The organism is Sphingopyxis sp. P1IMeth2 (genome assembly GCF_900185685.1).
Taxonomy (GTDB): Bacteria; Pseudomonadota; Alphaproteobacteria; order Sphingomonadales; family Sphingomonadaceae; genus Sphingopyxis; species Sphingopyxis terrae_A.
This window is the reverse complement of record NZ_FYAT01000009.1, coordinates 141,405-155,724: the sequence shown is the minus strand read 5'-3', so window position 1 is coordinate 155,724 and position 14,320 is coordinate 141,405. Positions and strand designations below refer to the sequence as shown.

Sequence of the window (14,320 nt, the reverse complement as noted above, 5' to 3'; positions counted from 1 at the left end):
CCTCGTCGACGCAGGAAAACCCCCAAAGCTCATCATCGTCGCCATCATCCGAAAACTCGTCGTCGCGCTCAACGCCATCATCCGAGATGAGCAGCCTTGGAAAGCTTGAAGACGGTTGCTCCCCATGCCTCCGGCAAAGGGAGGGTCACCTTAATCCACCAGGAATTCGTCGACCGCGTCGGCAAAGACCTCGGGTTGATCGAGCATGATGAAATGGCGGCTGCCGTCGATACGCTTCAGCGTCACGGTCTTGGCCGCGGCAAAGGCCCCCTTGTAGAGGCCATCGACCATGGCTTCGGGCATCACGCTGGCATCGAGCGGATAGAGCATCGTGAACGGCGCAGCGATCGCGCCCAGCTCGGGGCGAAGATCGGTGGTCATGTCGTCATACATCAACTGCGCCGCGACCTTCGCGTTCGCCGCCTGCGTCCACGCCTTGACCTGCGCGCGGCCGGCATCGGTCGCCGACATCATCTGCAGCGTCCGCTCGTCGGCTTCGGCGCTATCCCTTGCGGCGAGCATCGTCTGCATCGCGGCGGCCTGCGGCTCGACGCTTGCGACGGTTGCGGTCGGGCCAAACAACATGCCGAAGAAGGGCAGGCTGTCCACGACCATCAGCCGGCCGACTTCCTTGGGGGCACGGGCGGCGATCATCATGGCGGTCAGACCGCCGAGCGAGTGGCCGATGACCGCCGGAGCGGGGCGTCCCTGATCGACGATGCAATCGTCGATATAGTCGGCAATCTCGCGCATCATCGGCTCGAATATCGGGCCCTCGGCATTCAGGCCCGGCGCATCGCCGCCGAATCCGCGCACCTCGACAAGGTGCAGGCGATGCGCGGTTTTAGCCGTTCGGCAGTGGGCGCCCAGACCGCGCGCGGCGAGGACAGGCCGGGGATCAGCACGACGTCGGGACCGTCGCCTTCGACCTCGACCGTGATCCGCTTGCCTTCGAGCAGGCCGGTACCGCATCCGGCGCCGGCCTCGGCGGCATTGGCGCGCGGTGCGATGGTGGCGATTAGGAGGACGAACAGCGCCGCGATGGAAAGTCGTTTCATGGGGTCAGTCTTTCAGGAATATGGCTTCAATCGGCAGGCCGAACAGGTCGGCGATGCGAAAGGCGAGGGGCAGCGACGGATCATATTTTCCCGTCTCGATCGCGTTGACAGACTGGCGCGATACCTCGAGCCGGTCGGCCAGGTCCTGCTGGCTCCAGTCGCGCTCGGCGCGCAGAACCTTCAGGCGGTTCTTCACAGGCCGCGAACCTTGCCGATGAAATGTCCCAGCCCCAGGCCAAGACACCACACCGGGACGGCGGTCCACATCGGCACCGCTGGCGCAACGCCGAAGGTCGTCAGGAAGCCCCAGAAAGTCGCCACCGCGAGCAGCAGGCCGGTGGCGATCAGCGCCGCATTGACCGTCCGCGCGCGCAGATATTCATCGTTCTCCTCGATGACATAGCGCGCCATCGCCCAGATCATCCCGAACACGGGCAGCGTCGGCAGCAGCGCGAGCAGCGCGGCGAAAGGTTTGGCTGCCTCCTGCTGTCGAAACAGGAGCAGCGCCCCGCCCAGTCCGATCACATAGGCGAAGGAGGCGACCAGCATCCGGCGGTTGTAGCGGGTGGCGACGACCGATGCGCAGCCGGTTTCGCGCTGCATGCGCTCGGTTGCGCGCACCATCGGGATCAGCAGCAGCATCGGGAGGATCATGATCGCCAGCCCCCAGGGTGCCGCGATGACCTTGCTCGTTTTCAGCAGCCACGCGGTTCCGAACATGCCGATCAGAAAGGCGATCGCCCAAAATCCTGCGGCACGCCGGGCGGAGGTTTCGGTTGCGCTTGCCACGATTCAGGCCGCCGTCCGCTTGGCGCAAGCGCGGCCGTCGCGCGGCGTCGTTGCGATCATGATTGCGGGCAGCACGATGATCAGCATCGTCGCGATATTCTCGGGAATGATGTCGAGGATCTGCGCAAAGGCGACGCACATGATGGCGAGGGCCCAGCAAAGAGCACGGAAAATCGGCGGCATCGGTCAAGCTCCCTTGTTAAACAGTAAGGGAACATTGACACAGGGATTCGCGCTTGTCAAGCGACATTGACACAATGACAAGCGAGCCAATCGCCCGCCGCGCGTCAGCCTTGCGCGTGCCGCAACCGCCAATTGACGATATGTGCGCTGGCGAGGGCGAGCGCGCCCATGGTGGTGAACAGGCGGTCGCCGGTTTCGGGGTCGAGGCCGCCGACCCAGCCGTCGTGCGCAGCCAGCCCGGCGGCGAGGAGGGCGAGGCCGATCAGTGCCGCGGCGACGGGATAGCGATGGCCGTGGTGTCGCCGGCCGTCGGCCAGCGCGAGCGCCGCCGCGGGCGCGGCGAGCAGCAGGATCACCGCATGAAAGCTCTCGGGCAGCGAGAGCCAGGCGCTCAGCGCGGGCGCCGCGAGCAGGAGCAGCGGCAGCGCGAGGCAATGGACAAGGCAGGCGAGCGACAGCCCGACGCCGATCAGGTCGGCGGCACGCGAACGCAACGAGGGGCGGGCGGGGAGGCACATGGATCGGACTTTCGGCAGAGGGTGGCGCGGTTCACATAATGATACATTGTATCATTACAAGCCCTCGCGGTGAAAACGGCCCTTGCCGCTGCTTTCGCGCGCTGGCAAAGGGGCGCAGTTTATTCCGCCAGAAAGGCCCGATTTCCGATGTCCGAGATGATCCGCGTCACCCTTCCCGACGGCTCTGCCCGAGAAGTCGCGCGCGGCACTACTCCGGCGCAGATCGCGGCGGACATCGGCCCCGGCCTCGCCAAGGCGGCACTTGCCGCAAAGATCGACGGCGAACTGCGCGACATCATGCGGCCGCTGGAGGAAGACACCAACCTTGCGCTGGTGACGAGCCGTGACGAGGCCGATGCACTCGAACTCGTGCGCCACGACTATGCGCATGTGCTGGCGGAGGCGGTGCAGAATCTGTTTCCCGGCACGCAGATCACCTTCGGTCCCTCGACGAATGACGGTTTCTATTATGATTTCGCGCCGACCGCCGAGCATGGCGCCTTCCGCGATGATGAACTGCCGCTGATCGAAGAGGAGATGCGCCGTATCATCGCCGCCGACCTGCCGCTGACGCGCGAAGTGTGGCAACGCGACGATCTGATCGCCAAATGGCGGGCCGAGGGTGAGACGTTCAAGGCCGAATGGGCCGCCGAACTGCCCGAGGGCGAGGAACTGACCGTCTATCGCTCGGGAGACGGCTGGATGGACATGTGCCGCGGCCCCCACTTGGCCTCGACTGGCAAGCTCGACCCCGCCGCCTTCAAGCTGACGCGCGTCTCGGGCGCCTATTGGCGCGGCGACCAGAAGAATGCGCAGCTTTCACGCATCTACGGCACCGGCTGGCTTAACAAGAAGCAGCTCGCAGAGCATCTGGTGCGGCTCGAAGAGGCCGCGAAACGCGACCACCGCAAGATCGGCCGCGAGATGGACCTCTTCCACCTCCAGGAAGAAGCGCACGGCAGCGTCTTCTGGCACCCCAAGGGCTATCGCATCTACCGCGAGCTCGAGGCCTATATGCGCCGGGCGATCGACGGCTCGGGCTATCAGGAGGTCAAGACGCCGCAGGTGATGGACGCGCGCCAGTGGGAACAGTCGGGCCACTGGGGCAAATATCGCGAGAATATGTTCGTCATCCCCGACGAGGTGCCGAATATCGAGGACGACGGCCCGCTCGTCTCGGACGATGCCGAGTGGATGGCGCTCAAGCCGATGAACTGCCCCGCGCACGTTCTCATCTTTCGGCAGGGGATCAAGAGCTACCGCGACCTGCCGCTGCGCATGGCCGAAATGGGCTGCTGCCACCGCAACGAACCGCATGGCGCGCTGCACGGCATCATGCGCGTGCGCCAGTTCACGCAGGACGACGGCCATATCTTCTGCCGCGAGGATCAGATCGTCGAGGAAGTGCGGTCCTTCTGCGAACTGCTCAACCGCGTCTACAAGCAGCTCGGCTTCGAAAAATATGCGGTGAAGCTCGCGCTGCGCCCCGATATGCGCTTCGGCACCGACGAAATGTGGGACAAGGCCGAACAGGAACTGCGCGATGCGGTCGCGCGCGCTGGCATGGCGAATGACGATTATGGGTGGGAAGAATTGCCCGGCGAAGGCGCCTTCTATGCGCCCAAGCTCGAATTCCACCTGACCGACGCGATCGGCCGGACGTGGCAGTGCGGCACGATCCAGTCCGACCGCGTCATGCCCGAACGACTCGATGCGTCCTACGTGGGCGAGGATGGCGAGCGCCACCGCCCGGTGATGCTCCACCGCGCGATCCTCGGTACTTACGAGCGCTTCATCGGCATTTTGATCGAGCATTTCGCCGGCCGCTTCCCGACCTGGCTCGCGCCGGTGCAAGCGGTCGTCGCGACGATCGTGTCCGATGCCGACGACTATGCGAAGGACGCCGCGGCGCAGCTCGAGGCGGCGGGCATCCGCGTCGAAACCGACCTGCGCAACGAAAAGATCAACTACAAGGTGCGCGAGCACAGCCTGCAGAAAGTTCCCTATCTGCTCGTCGTCGGCAAGCGCGAGGCTGAGGAAGGCACCGTCGCGATCCGCACCCTCGGCCAAGATGGCCAGCGCATCCTGCCGCTCGCCGAAGCGATCGCGATGCTGAAGGGTGAAGCGACCCCGCCGGACCTGCGCCCCGCTTGACCGGTATCAAGGCTCTCGTCGGCCTGGCGCCGCTCACCTTTGCGGGCGCTGCGGCGATGACGTTCGGCGCGGCCTATGTGCGCGGGCTGACCGGCTTCGGCATGGCGATCATCCTCGTGCCGCTGCTCGGGATGATCGTGCCGCCGGGGCAGGCGGTCGTCGTGGCGATCATCCTGCAATTGCTGATCGGTCCGGTCGGGTTGCGCGTCATCCTGGCCGATGCCGACCGTCATACCGCGGTGCCGATCGGGCTGATCGCGATGGCGACGACGCCGCTCGGCCTGCTCGCGCTGAAAGCGATCACCCCCGATGTCGCGCGACTGATGATCACGCTCGTGGCAGTCGGCGCCTTCCTGGCGATCCTGATGCCCAAACAGCCCGAGGGACACCGGCCCGGCCGCGTCGCCATCGGCGGGACGGGGATTGCGTCGGGCCTGCTCACCGGCTTTGCCGCGATGCCGGGGCCGCCGGTCGTGCCCTTTTACCTGCGCCGCCGGCTCGATCCGCGGACCGCGCGCGCGTCGATGATGCTGATCTTCTTCGCGACCGCCATCGCGGGCACGCTCGCGGCGCTATGGACCGGGCTCGCGACGCACCGCCTGCTCATCCTCGCGCTGCTGCTGTTCGTGCCGATGTGGCTCGGCAATCATCTCGGCGGCCGCCATTTCGGCCGCGTTCCGGCGCATCTGTGGCAGGCGATGGTCGCGGTCGTGCTCGGCCTCTCGGCGATTTCGGCGGTGGTGCGGATCTTGAACTAGAGGCTGCGCAGCGCCTGCGCGGGTTTCGCCGACAGCAAGGGCCAGCTTCCGGCGATGCCGATCAGGAAGGCGAGGCCCGCACCGCCGACCAGCGTCGCGCCGACGACCAGCGGATCGGGGGCGAAGCGGAAGTCGAACAGTTCGACCACCACGTAATGCGCCGCGACCAGCCCCAGGCCGAGCGCGAGCAGAGCGAGGATTGCGGCGAGCAGCGCATATTCTAGCCCCTGCGCCCCCAGAATCTGGCCGCGCGTCGCGCCGAGCAGTTTCAGGATCACGCTGTCATAGACGCGCCGCTCGCGGCTTGCGGCAATCGCGCCGATCAGCACGGCGATGCCGGCCAGGATCGCGATGCTCGCCGCCGCAGCGATCGCCTGGCTCATCTGCGTCAGCAGGCTCGTCACCTGACTCACCACGTCGCGCACATGAATCAGCGAGGCCGAGGGGAAGGCGCGGGGGATGCTGCGCGCCAGCGCGGTTTCGGCCTGCGGCCCGACCGCGACGGTCGCGACCATGTTATGCGGCGCCGCGTCGAAAGTGCCGGGCGAAAAGACGAGTGCATAGTTGAGCCCGAAATTGTCCCATTCGACGGAGCGGAAAGAGGCGACGCGCGCCTGCACCTCCACCCCCAGCACATTGACCGACAGCGTGTCGCCGATTTTCAGCGCCAGCGATTTGGCGACATCGGCCTCGACGCTGACCAGCGGCGGGCCGTTGTAATCAGGCGCCCACCACTGGCCCTGGGTCAGGCTGCTGCCCTTGGGCAGCACGGGACTGTAGGTCAGGCCGCGGTCGCCGCGCAGCACCCACGCGCCTTCGGGCAGTTCGGCAAGCTCGTCGACGCGCTTGCCGGCAAATTCGGTGACGCTGCCGCGCAGCGCGGGGATCATGTTGATTGCCGCCTTGTCGTCCGCTCCGGTCACCAGCGTGCGGAACGCGGCCGCCCGGTCGCGCGGAATATCGAGGACGAAAAAGCTCGGCGCGCGTTCGGGTACGGTGCGCGCGATTTCGGCGGTGATGCTCGTCTGGATCGCGGCGAGGGTGACGAACAGCGTCAACCCCAGGCCGAGCGCGACGACGAGCGCGCCGGTCGCGGCGCCGGGGCGATGCAGATTGGCGAGCGCAAGGCGCAGCAGCGGCCGCTTCGGGCGCGGCACCCGGCTCGCGATGCGGCGCACCAGCCAGCCGAGCGCGACGAGGATCAGGAGCAGCAGCACTGCCGCCCCGATGAAGCCCAGCGCAAACAGCGGTTCGCGCGCCGTGCCGACCGCGAGGGCGACGATGGCGGCGAAGGCGAGGGCGACGGCGGCCAGAACGCGCTTTTCGATCCGGCCCGCGCCGTCGACCGTCGCGCGGTAGAGGCCCGCGGCCGGGATATGGCGCGTCGCGGCGAGCGGTGGCAACGCAAAGGCAATCGCGATGAGCAGCCCATAGGCGGCGCTGACCGCGAGCGGCAGCGGATAGACGGCCAGTCCCGGCTTGACCGGCAGGACGTCGCCGGCGATTGCGCCGATCGCCGCGGGGGCCAAGGCGCCCGCGATCAACCCGGCGGCAATCGCGGCGGCGGCAACCGCCAATATCTGCAAGCCATAGATGCGCAGCACCGCCGCGCTGTCGGCACCGAGCACCTTCAGCGTCGCGAGCCCCGGGCGCTTGCCCGCAAGATAGCTGGCGACCCCGTTACCGACCCCGATCCCCGCGATCACCAGCGCGGCGAGGCCGACGAGCGACAGGAACTGCCCCATCCGTTCGATAAAGCGCCGCGTGCCCGGCGCGCCATTGCTGCGGTCGGTCACCTCCCAGCCTGCGTCGGGGAAGGCCGCGCTCAGCCGCTTGCCCACGGCCACCGGATCGGCACCGGCGGGCAGGCGGACGCGATATTTGCTTTCGTAGAGGCTGCCGGGCTGGATTAACTGCGTTGCGGCAAGATCGCCGAGGCCGATGATTGCCACCGGGCCCAGCGTAAAGCCTTCGCCCAGCCGGTCGGGCTCGTCGGCGATGATGCCGTCGATACGGAAGGATTTGTCGCCGAATTTCACCGCGCCGCCGACCGTCAGGTCAAGCCGTGACGCGAGATCCTTGCCGATCCAGATCGCCCCCGGCGGCGGCGGGCCGCGGCGCGCGCCGCTTTCGAGCCGCATCGTGCCGTAAAGCGGATAGGCGGCATCGACCGCCTTGAGCTCGGAGAGCAGCGCGCTGCCGTCCGGCGCGTTCGCCATCGCGCGCATCCGCACCGTCGCCGACGTCGCGCCGGCACCGCGCAGCCCGGCGAGTTCGGCCTCGCTCGCCTGCCGCTGCGGCAGGCCGAACTGCAGGTCGCCGCCCAGGATCGTCTGCCCCCGCGACGCCAGTTCGGCGGTGATACCACTCGTCAGGCTACCGATGGCCGCGAGCGTCGCGACGCCGAGGAACAGGCACACCGCCAGCAGGCGCAGCCCGCGAATCCGCGCCGCCAGATCGCGCCGCGCGATACGCCACAGGGTGGTGAGCGGGATCATCAAATTCTCCCTGCCGCGTAGCGGTGGGGAGGGGGACCATCGGCGCTCATGCAGCTCGTTCCTCGATTCGCCCGTCGTGCATCACGACGACGCGGTCGCAATGGTCGGCCAGTTCGGGATCGTGGGTGATGATCAGCAGCGTCGCGCCGAGCGCCGCGCGCCGCGCGAAGATCAGTTCGATGATCGCATGACCGGTCGCGGTGTCGAGATTGCCGGTGGGTTCGTCGGCGAAGATGATCTGCGGTTCGCTCGCCATCGCGCGCGCGATCGCGACGCGCTGCTGCTCGCCGCCCGAAAGCTGCGCGGGATAATGGGTCAGGCGGTGGCCGAGCCCGACCGCCTCCAGTTCGCGCGCGGCGCGCCCGAACGGGTCGTCGATCCCTGCCAGCTCCAGCGGCACGGCGACATTTTCGAGCGCGGTCATCGTCGGCAACAGGTGAAAGGCTTGCAGGACGATACCGATCCGCCCGCGCCGCGCGCGCGCCAGCGCATCCTCGTCCATCGTCGCGAAATCGAGCCCCGCGACTATGACCGTTCCGCCGCGCGCGCGTTCCAGACCGGCGAGCACCGCCATCAGCGAACTCTTGCCCGATCCCGACGGACCGAGCAGCGCGACCGAGGTGCCGGCCGCAACCTCCAGATCGACGCCGCGCAAAATTTCGACGGGGGCCTTGTCGCTCCCCAGCGTCAGCGTCACATTATGGGCGGCAATCGCCATCGTCGGCGCGACGGGCGGTTGGGGGCTGTCGGTCAAGAAAGGACCCTTTGGAAATGAGAACGGCCGGATGGCGCTCTTTCGCCCTATATGGTTTTGCAATCGCCCTTTGCCAACCGCTTGCCGGATGCGGCTCGGCAGAGGCCCCCACGGCGCCCGCAGCGGGCAAGGAAAATTCGGCGAAGGCGGCGCCGGTGCTTCCTGCCGACGCGCCGCTCGTCATCGCCTTCGGCGACAGCCTCTACGCCGGTTACCAGCTTGGCCCCAGGGAAGGCCTCGCGCCGCAGCTTCAGGCGGCGCTCGCGGCGGACGGCCGCGTGGTGCGCGTTCAGAACGCCGGGGTATCGGGCGATACCACCGCGGCGGGGCGGCAGCGGCTGTCCTATGTTCTCGACAATGCGAAGGCGAAACCCGCGCTCGTGCTGCTCGGCCTTGGCGGCAACGACATGCTGCGCGGCATCGGCCCCGACCAGACGCGCGCCAATCTCGACGCGATGCTTGCTGAGCTCAAGCGGCGCGGCATCCCCGTCCTGATGACCGGGATGATGGCGGCGCCCAATCTGGGCAGCGATTATGCGAGCAAGTTCAATCCGATATTTCCCGAACTTGCCGACAAATATGGCGCGAGCCTCTATCCCTTCATCCTCGACAATGTCGTCACCGACAAATCGCTGATGCTCGGCGACAATATGCATCCCAATGCCAAGGGCGTGAAAATCGTCGCCGCATCGCTGGCGCCGCTCGTCGAACAGGCGCTGCCGGCGCCGCGCTAACCCAACAGCTTTTGGGCGCGGGCGCGCCAGTTGGCGGCGAGCAGGTCCATCGCGGCGAGCGCGCGCAGCGCCGCCGGTTCGCGCTTGCCCGCCCCGCCGATCAGCAGGTGAAAGACGCGCTCGACGCTCCAGTCGGGCAGCGGACGCTCCATCAGCTCCAATGCGTCGCCTGCGCCGACCGCGCCATCCTCGATGACACGGTAATACCAGCCGCCGCGGCGAGAGGTGACGACGGTGGCGGGCAGCGTCGCAATGCCGAACCGGTGGCCGAGTTTCCAGCACGGCTGGCGGCCCTGGCTGATCTCGACCAGCGCGCTGCCCAGGCGATAGCGGTCGCCGATGCACGCCGCGCTCTCGGTCAGGCCCGATGTCGAGATATTCTCGCCGAACGCGCCGGCGTCCTGCAACAGCGCATGGTCGCCGATCGTCGCGGCCCACCAGCCATAATGATCGCGCGGATAATGGTGGATCGCCTTGTCGGGGCCGCCGTGGACCGAAAGGTCGGCCTGCTCGTCGCCCGCGATACCCAGCGCGCCGACCGCGCGCCGTCCCTCGACCGCGCGCTTGTCGATCGCGCTCGGCTCGCCCTTCGCGCCGAAGCGGCGGGCCTTGCCGGTCAACAGGGCGTCGATCGTGTAGCGCATCGCCCTGCTGTGGCGGCTTCCCGCGCAAAAGAAAAGGGGCGACCCCGCGGGGCCGCCCCTTTCCGTTCTTCTCGCTGACCGAAGGATCAGAAAGCGAAGCCGACGCCGACCGCGAACGCGTCGGTGTCGTCGAAGTTGTTGATGAACTGGTGGCGATATTCGACCTTGCCATAGACATTCTGGGTCAGCTTGTGCTGATAACCGGCGCCGACATAGGGATCGTCGATCTGGCCGAAGGTGTAGCCGCCGGTCGCGTAGAGCTTGCCGTTCGTGCCGAGGTTGGCGCCCAGGCGCGCACCCGACGAGAACTGGACCTTGGCGCCGTCGATCAGCACCTTGTCGCCCGCGATTTCGACGCCGGCAAAAGCCTTGTCGCCCAGGTTGTAATCATAGCCGCCCGCAACGCCCAGGGTGGCGTCGTCCAGGCCGCTGCCGGTGATGTAACCGCCGCGCACTTCGACATGACCTTCGCCGTTCTGGGCGAGGGCAGGCGTGGCAACGACAGCCGAGAGGAGAGCGGCAGCAACTGCGAACTTCTTCATTGTCTTTTCCTTTTCTTTGACAGGGGGCGCCCTTTGGGTCGCGTCCCGTGTGCAAAGATGGCGTTCGCACCTGTCGTTTCAATGAACGCATCGTTCAGAAAATGACAATTTTATTACCTGTGTTGTTTTTGCAACACAGCATAGCTATGCAGGCCGGCCTCAGCCCAGCGCGGCCTGCTTTTCTTCGGCGATACGGTCGAGTTCGGCGCGCGAGGGTTTGGTCGCCGCGCTCTTGAGCTGGCCGCACGCCGCCATGATGTCGCGCCCGCGCGGGGTGCGAATCGGCGCCGAAATTCCGCTTTCGAAGATGATGTTGCTGAACGCGCGCACCCGCTCGGGCGACGAACATTCATAGATCGCGCCGGGCCAGGGGTTGAACGGGATCAGGTTGACCTTCGCCGGTAGCTTGTACTGCTTGATCAGCCGCACCAGCTCGCGCGCGTCGGCGTCGCTGTCATTCTTGTCCTTCAGCATCACATATTCGAAGGTGATGCGCCGCGCATTGTTCGCGCCGGGGTAGGCGGCGCAGGCGGCGAGCAGCTCCTCGATGCCGTATTTGCGGTTGAGCGGCACGATCTCGTCGCGGATTTCCTTGTTCACCGCGTGGAGCGAGACGGCGAGGTTGACGCCGATTTCCTCGCCCGCGCGCGCCATCATCGGCACCACGCCGCTCGTCGACAGGGTGATGCGCCGCTTCGACAGCGCCAGCCCGTCGCCGTCCATCACGATCTTCAGCGCGCCCTTGACCTCGTCGAAATTATAGAGCGGCTCGCCCATCCCCATCATCACGATATTGGTCAGCATGCGGCCGTCCGCGGTATAATGGCCCGCGTCGTCATCCTCATCGTCGACGTCGGCGGTTGATGCCATCGTGCCCTTCGGCCATTCGCCCAGCGCATCGCGCGCGAGCAGGACCTGGCCGACGATCTCGCCGGCGGACAGGTTGCGGACGAGCCGCATCGTACCGGTGTGGCAGAAACGGCAGTTCAGGGTGCAGCCGACTTGGCTGGATACGCACAGCGTTCCCCGATCGGCGTCGGGAATGAACACCATTTCATATTCCTGGCCGTCCGCCGCCGCGAGCAGCCATTTGCGCGTGCCGTCGGTCGAAACCTGCGCGGTGACGACGGTCGGACGGCCGACGATGAAGCGTTCGGTGAGCCACGGGCGCATCGCCTTGGCGATATCGGTCATCGCGTCGAATTCGGTGACGCCGCGATGATAGATCCAGTGCCAGATCTGCTTGGAGCGCAGCTTCGCCGCCTTGGCGTCGAGCCCCGCCTCCTCGAGCGCGGAACGGATGCCCTCGCGCGTCAATCCGACAAGGTCGACGCGGTTGCCGCCGCGCAGGGGAACGGTGCCCGTCGTAACGGGATCGATGTGGCCGGGGATCTGCATGATGCGCGGCCCTATAGTCGCGATGCGCGCTTTGCGCAATTGTGCGCGTCAGCGCGGCCCTTCACGCACCGTGATAGGGGTCCATCGCATCTTCGAAATCTTCGAGCGTCCCGACATGCTCCAGCGGCGGTTCGCCGGGGGCGGCGGGAAAGATCGCATCGATCCGACGGCGCAGCGTGTCGTCGAACGCGGCATGGTTCGAAATGCGCGCGTTGCTGCTGACCGTCAGCTCGGTGCGGATCGCGCTCTTGATGCGCTCCAACCCCTCGGGGCTCAGCACCCCGCTGTTCAGCAACTCCTCGCAAAGCTGGATCAATCCGACCGTCGTCGCATGGGCACGCAGCCCGATGAAATCCAGCGCCCGGTGCCGCTCGCGTGCGGCGGCATCGCATCTGCCAATGGCATTCATTGGCCCATCTCCTCATCCCACTAACCTCGCCGTCGGGCGCGCCTCTGTCGGGCGTCGTCCTTTCGGGCCGGTCGATCATGCGCGCCGGACGCCGCCTCGGCAAGAGCCGATATGGCGTCCGGCGCATCATTTCGGGATGAGCGCGCTGGCGGCGATCAAAGGGTGGCCATCAGAGGGTTGCGAGGAACGCCAGCCGTTCAGCGACCGCGCCTTCGGCTTCGGCGTGCCGCAGCGGGAGGACATTGCGCACCAGAATCTCCGCCGGCGTCGGCGTTTCGGCGAACAGCGTCATGACCTCGTCGGCAAAGGCATCCAGCGGCATATAGGCGTCGCGCGTCGACTGGCCGGGGGTCAGTTCGGTCCGCACCGCGGGCGGCGCCAGCTCGATCACGTCGACGCGGCCGGCAAGCTGGACGCGCAGCGCCTGCGTATAGCTGTGCAGCGCCGCCTTGGTCGCCGAATAGGTCGGCGCCTTGGGCAGCGGAACGAAGGCCAACCCCGAGGTTACGTTGACGATCGCGCCATCGCCGCGCGCAACGAGATGGTCGATCAGCGCATCGGTCAGCCGGATCGGGCCGAGCAGGTTGGTGACGACCGTCGCTTCGGCGTCGCTCAGATCGCGCTCGCCGTCCAGCGCTTCGTACATCATCACGCCGGCATTGTTCACCAGAACGTTGAGATCGGGGAAGCGCTGCACGACGTCGGCGGCAAAGGCGGCGATCGCGTCGGCATCGGTGACGTCGAGCGGCAGCGCGTGCATGTTGGCCCGGCCTTCGATCGCGGCGTCCAGCTTGGCGCTATTGCGTCCGGTCACGATCACCACATTGCCGGCATCGTGCCAACGCTGTGCGAGTGCCAGACCGATGCCCGATCCGCCGCCGGTGATCAGGATGGTGTTGCCTGTCGTTTTCATCGTTTGTCCTTCGTTTCGGGGTTGGGGAGACGCTCAATTTATGCCAATACTCTCCAATGGAAAGTAGGCACCTGAAAGTGCTATACTTACTTGATAGAGACTATTGGGATTTCTGCCGTGCCCGCGATGCAAAATTATTCGGCCGCCGCCGATCCCGCGCCCGATCCGCGCGTCGAGATGCTGGTCAACGACCTGATCGGTCGAGTCGCCGACAAATGGACGCTGCTCGTGCTCGAGGAATTGGAAGAGCATGGCACCTGCCGCTTCACCCGGCTGGCGCAGCTTGTACCGGGGATCAGCCAGAAGATGCTGACCCAGACGCTGCGCGCCATGGAGCGCGACGGGCTCGTTCGCCGCACGGTCTATCCGGTGGTGCCGCCGAAGGTCGAATATGCGCTGACCGATCTCGGCCACAGCCTGGGCGAAGCCTTTTGCGGCGTGTGGCATTGGGCCGAAGCGCATCTCGCCGCGGTCGAGGCGGCGCGCAGCGCCTTCGACGCTCGCGCCTGACCGCGGCGGCGGTGCGCTGCGCGCTTATTTGGCGCCTATTTGGCGCCTATTTGGCGAGCGTCACCCGGATCGGTTCGCCGCGCGTTGCGGCGCTGGCGATGACGCGGTCGGCGTCGGCTGATGCCTGCCGCATCGTGTCGCGGCGGCAATGGCGAACGTCATTCTTGCCTTCCAGGTCATAGTCGGGCGCGCTGCCGCACACGGTGACGACCGCGCGCCAGATACGGCGTTCCAGCTTGTCGGCGCCGCGTGCGGTGCTGAGGTCGAGGTCCGAATGGACGACGGCGACGCTGCGTGGCGCGGGCGCCGGTTCGGCGTGGGCGGGCAGGGCGGGCGCGACCGCGGCGAGCGCGGCAAAGGTCAACATCATCTTCATCATATGTCTCCGTTGACCGGCGGGTTGGGGGAGGGGAGGAAGCCGGTAAGACCTAGATACGCCTACGCGCGCCGCCGCAGGA

General features: G+C 66.7%; 18 protein-coding genes. 4 read left to right on the top strand and 14 right to left on the bottom strand.

Features of this window, described 5'->3' with window-relative positions; translation table 11 throughout:
- Positions 1–150 precede the first annotated feature (150 nt).
- From P1IM2_RS06830 to P1IM2_RS06810, 6 genes are all read right to left on the bottom strand, one after another.
- Entirely contained in the window at positions 151–816 is a 666-nt protein-coding gene (locus P1IM2_RS06830) for an alpha/beta fold hydrolase (protein ID WP_260833938.1), read from the bottom strand.
- The gene (locus P1IM2_RS18880) at positions 783–1,058 is read right to left on the bottom strand and encodes an alpha/beta fold hydrolase (protein WP_260833937.1); all 276 of its coding nucleotides are present in this window, start codon (positions 1,056–1,058) and stop codon (positions 783–785) included. The genes P1IM2_RS06830 and P1IM2_RS18880 overlap by 34 nt, the downstream gene beginning before the upstream one ends.
- Positions 1,059–1,062: 4 nt before the next feature.
- Positions 1,063–1,254 (bottom strand): helix-turn-helix transcriptional regulator, encoded by a 192-nt coding sequence (locus P1IM2_RS06825; RefSeq protein WP_011541000.1) that lies wholly within the window; start codon positions 1,252–1,254, stop codon positions 1,063–1,065.
- Positions 1,251–1,847 carry a hypothetical protein gene (locus tag P1IM2_RS06820; protein ID WP_186401902.1) on the bottom strand — a complete coding sequence of 199 codons (597 nt, stop codon included), beginning with the start codon at positions 1,845–1,847 and terminating at the stop codon, positions 1,251–1,253. The genes P1IM2_RS06825 and P1IM2_RS06820 overlap by 4 nt, the downstream gene beginning before the upstream one ends.
- 3 nt (positions 1,848–1,850) lie before the next feature.
- Positions 1,851–2,030, bottom strand: coding sequence for a hypothetical protein (locus tag P1IM2_RS06815; protein WP_186401901.1), 180 nt, complete (start codon positions 2,028–2,030; stop codon positions 1,851–1,853).
- Between the two features lie 104 nt (positions 2,031–2,134).
- A complete protein-coding gene (locus P1IM2_RS06810) occupies positions 2,135–2,524 on the bottom strand; it encodes a MerC family mercury resistance protein (RefSeq protein WP_260833936.1) in 390 nt (129 codons plus the stop codon).
- A 171-nt stretch (positions 2,525–2,695) separates the two neighbouring features.
- Here P1IM2_RS06810 and thrS point away from each other — a divergent pair, with 171 nt between their 5' ends.
- Both thrS and P1IM2_RS06800 read left to right on the top strand, forming a co-directional pair.
- On the top strand, positions 2,696–4,702 hold the full coding sequence (thrS, locus tag P1IM2_RS06805; protein WP_186401899.1) for a threonine--tRNA ligase: 2,007 nt from the start codon (positions 2,696–2,698) through the stop codon (positions 4,700–4,702).
- Complete coding sequence (locus P1IM2_RS06800) at positions 4,699–5,460, top strand: sulfite exporter TauE/SafE family protein (protein ID WP_186401898.1); 762 nt, start codon at positions 4,699–4,701, stop codon at positions 5,458–5,460. Before thrS ends, P1IM2_RS06800 begins: the two co-directional genes overlap by 4 nt.
- Here the strand turns inward: P1IM2_RS06800 and P1IM2_RS06795 are convergent.
- The gene (locus tag P1IM2_RS06795) at positions 5,457–7,958 is read right to left on the bottom strand and encodes an ABC transporter permease (RefSeq protein ID WP_186401897.1); all 2,502 of its coding nucleotides are present in this window, start codon (positions 7,956–7,958) and stop codon (positions 5,457–5,459) included. The genes P1IM2_RS06800 and P1IM2_RS06795 overlap by 4 nt on opposite strands.
- Before the next feature lie 46 nt (positions 7,959–8,004).
- Positions 8,005–8,676, bottom strand: coding sequence for an ABC transporter ATP-binding protein (locus P1IM2_RS06790; RefSeq protein ID WP_186401909.1), 672 nt, complete (start codon positions 8,674–8,676; stop codon positions 8,005–8,007).
- 53 nt (positions 8,677–8,729) lie between these two features.
- On the opposite strand from P1IM2_RS06790, the gene P1IM2_RS06785 reads away from it, so the two are divergent.
- Positions 8,730–9,446: an arylesterase gene (locus P1IM2_RS06785; RefSeq protein ID WP_186401896.1), complete on the top strand. Its 717-nt coding sequence runs from the start codon at positions 8,730–8,732 to the stop codon at positions 9,444–9,446.
- Here the strand turns inward: P1IM2_RS06785 and P1IM2_RS06780 are convergent.
- The 5 genes from P1IM2_RS06780 to P1IM2_RS06760 form a co-directional block, all read right to left on the bottom strand.
- Positions 9,443–10,090, bottom strand: a complete 648-nt coding sequence (locus P1IM2_RS06780) for an MOSC domain-containing protein (protein WP_186401895.1) — start codon at positions 10,088–10,090, stop codon at positions 9,443–9,445. The genes P1IM2_RS06785 and P1IM2_RS06780 overlap by 4 nt on opposite strands.
- A gap of 86 nt (positions 10,091–10,176) precedes the next feature.
- On the bottom strand, positions 10,177–10,632 hold the full coding sequence (locus P1IM2_RS06775) for an outer membrane protein (protein ID WP_003047453.1): 456 nt from the start codon (positions 10,630–10,632) through the stop codon (positions 10,177–10,179).
- 159 nt (positions 10,633–10,791) lie between these two features.
- A complete protein-coding gene (rlmN, locus tag P1IM2_RS06770; RefSeq protein WP_186401894.1) occupies positions 10,792–12,030 on the bottom strand; it encodes a 23S rRNA (adenine(2503)-C(2))-methyltransferase RlmN in 1,239 nt (412 codons plus the stop codon).
- 61 nt (positions 12,031–12,091) lie between these two features.
- Entirely contained in the window at positions 12,092–12,439 is a 348-nt protein-coding gene (locus tag P1IM2_RS06765) for a hypothetical protein (protein ID WP_186401893.1), read from the bottom strand.
- A 169-nt stretch (positions 12,440–12,608) separates the two neighbouring features.
- Positions 12,609–13,352 (bottom strand): SDR family oxidoreductase, encoded by a 744-nt coding sequence (locus P1IM2_RS06760; RefSeq protein ID WP_186401892.1) that lies wholly within the window; start codon positions 13,350–13,352, stop codon positions 12,609–12,611.
- Between the two features lie 126 nt (positions 13,353–13,478).
- Here P1IM2_RS06760 and P1IM2_RS06755 point away from each other — a divergent pair, with 126 nt between their 5' ends.
- Positions 13,479–13,862, top strand: a complete 384-nt coding sequence (locus P1IM2_RS06755) for a winged helix-turn-helix transcriptional regulator (protein ID WP_051066433.1) — start codon at positions 13,479–13,481, stop codon at positions 13,860–13,862.
- Positions 13,863–13,908: 46 nt separating this feature from the next.
- Here P1IM2_RS06755 and P1IM2_RS06750 read toward each other — a convergent pair whose 3' ends face one another.
- The gene (locus P1IM2_RS06750; protein WP_186401891.1) at positions 13,909–14,241 is read right to left on the bottom strand and encodes a UrcA family protein; all 333 of its coding nucleotides are present in this window, start codon (positions 14,239–14,241) and stop codon (positions 13,909–13,911) included.
- Between the last annotated feature and the right edge of the window lie 79 nt (positions 14,242–14,320).

Bases quoted from the DNA above. Each gene is read 5' to 3' on its own strand.
- thrS (WP_186401899.1), top strand. From the start codon at position 2,696: ATGTCCGAGATGATCCGCGTCACCCTTCCCGACGGCTCTGCCCGAGAA.
- P1IM2_RS06815 (WP_186401901.1), bottom strand. From the start codon at position 2,030: ATGCCGCCGATTTTCCGTGCTCTTTGCTGGGCCCTCGCCATCATGTGC.
- P1IM2_RS06760 (WP_186401892.1), bottom strand. From the start codon at position 13,352: ATGAAAACGACAGGCAACACCATCCTGATCACCGGCGGCGGATCGGGC.
- P1IM2_RS06790 (WP_186401909.1), bottom strand. From the start codon at position 8,676: ATGGCGATTGCCGCCCATAATGTGACGCTGACGCTGGGGAGCGACAAG.
- rlmN (WP_186401894.1), bottom strand. From the start codon at position 12,030: ATGCAGATCCCCGGCCACATCGATCCCGTTACGACGGGCACCGTTCCC.
- P1IM2_RS06780 (WP_186401895.1), bottom strand. From the start codon at position 10,090: ATGCGCTACACGATCGACGCCCTGTTGACCGGCAAGGCCCGCCGCTTC.
- P1IM2_RS18880 (WP_260833937.1), bottom strand. From the start codon at position 1,058: ATGAAACGACTTTCCATCGCGGCGCTGTTCGTCCTCCTAATCGCCACC.
- P1IM2_RS06765 (WP_186401893.1), bottom strand. From the start codon at position 12,439: ATGAATGCCATTGGCAGATGCGATGCCGCCGCACGCGAGCGGCACCGG.
- P1IM2_RS06775 (WP_003047453.1), bottom strand. From the start codon at position 10,632: ATGAAGAAGTTCGCAGTTGCTGCCGCTCTCCTCTCGGCTGTCGTTGCC.
- P1IM2_RS06750 (WP_186401891.1), bottom strand. From the start codon at position 14,241: ATGATGAAGATGATGTTGACCTTTGCCGCGCTCGCCGCGGTCGCGCCC.
- P1IM2_RS06795 (WP_186401897.1), bottom strand. From the start codon at position 7,958: ATGATCCCGCTCACCACCCTGTGGCGTATCGCGCGGCGCGATCTGGCG.
- P1IM2_RS06785 (WP_186401896.1), top strand. From the start codon at position 8,730: ATGAGAACGGCCGGATGGCGCTCTTTCGCCCTATATGGTTTTGCAATC.
- P1IM2_RS06755 (WP_051066433.1), top strand. From the start codon at position 13,479: ATGCAAAATTATTCGGCCGCCGCCGATCCCGCGCCCGATCCGCGCGTC.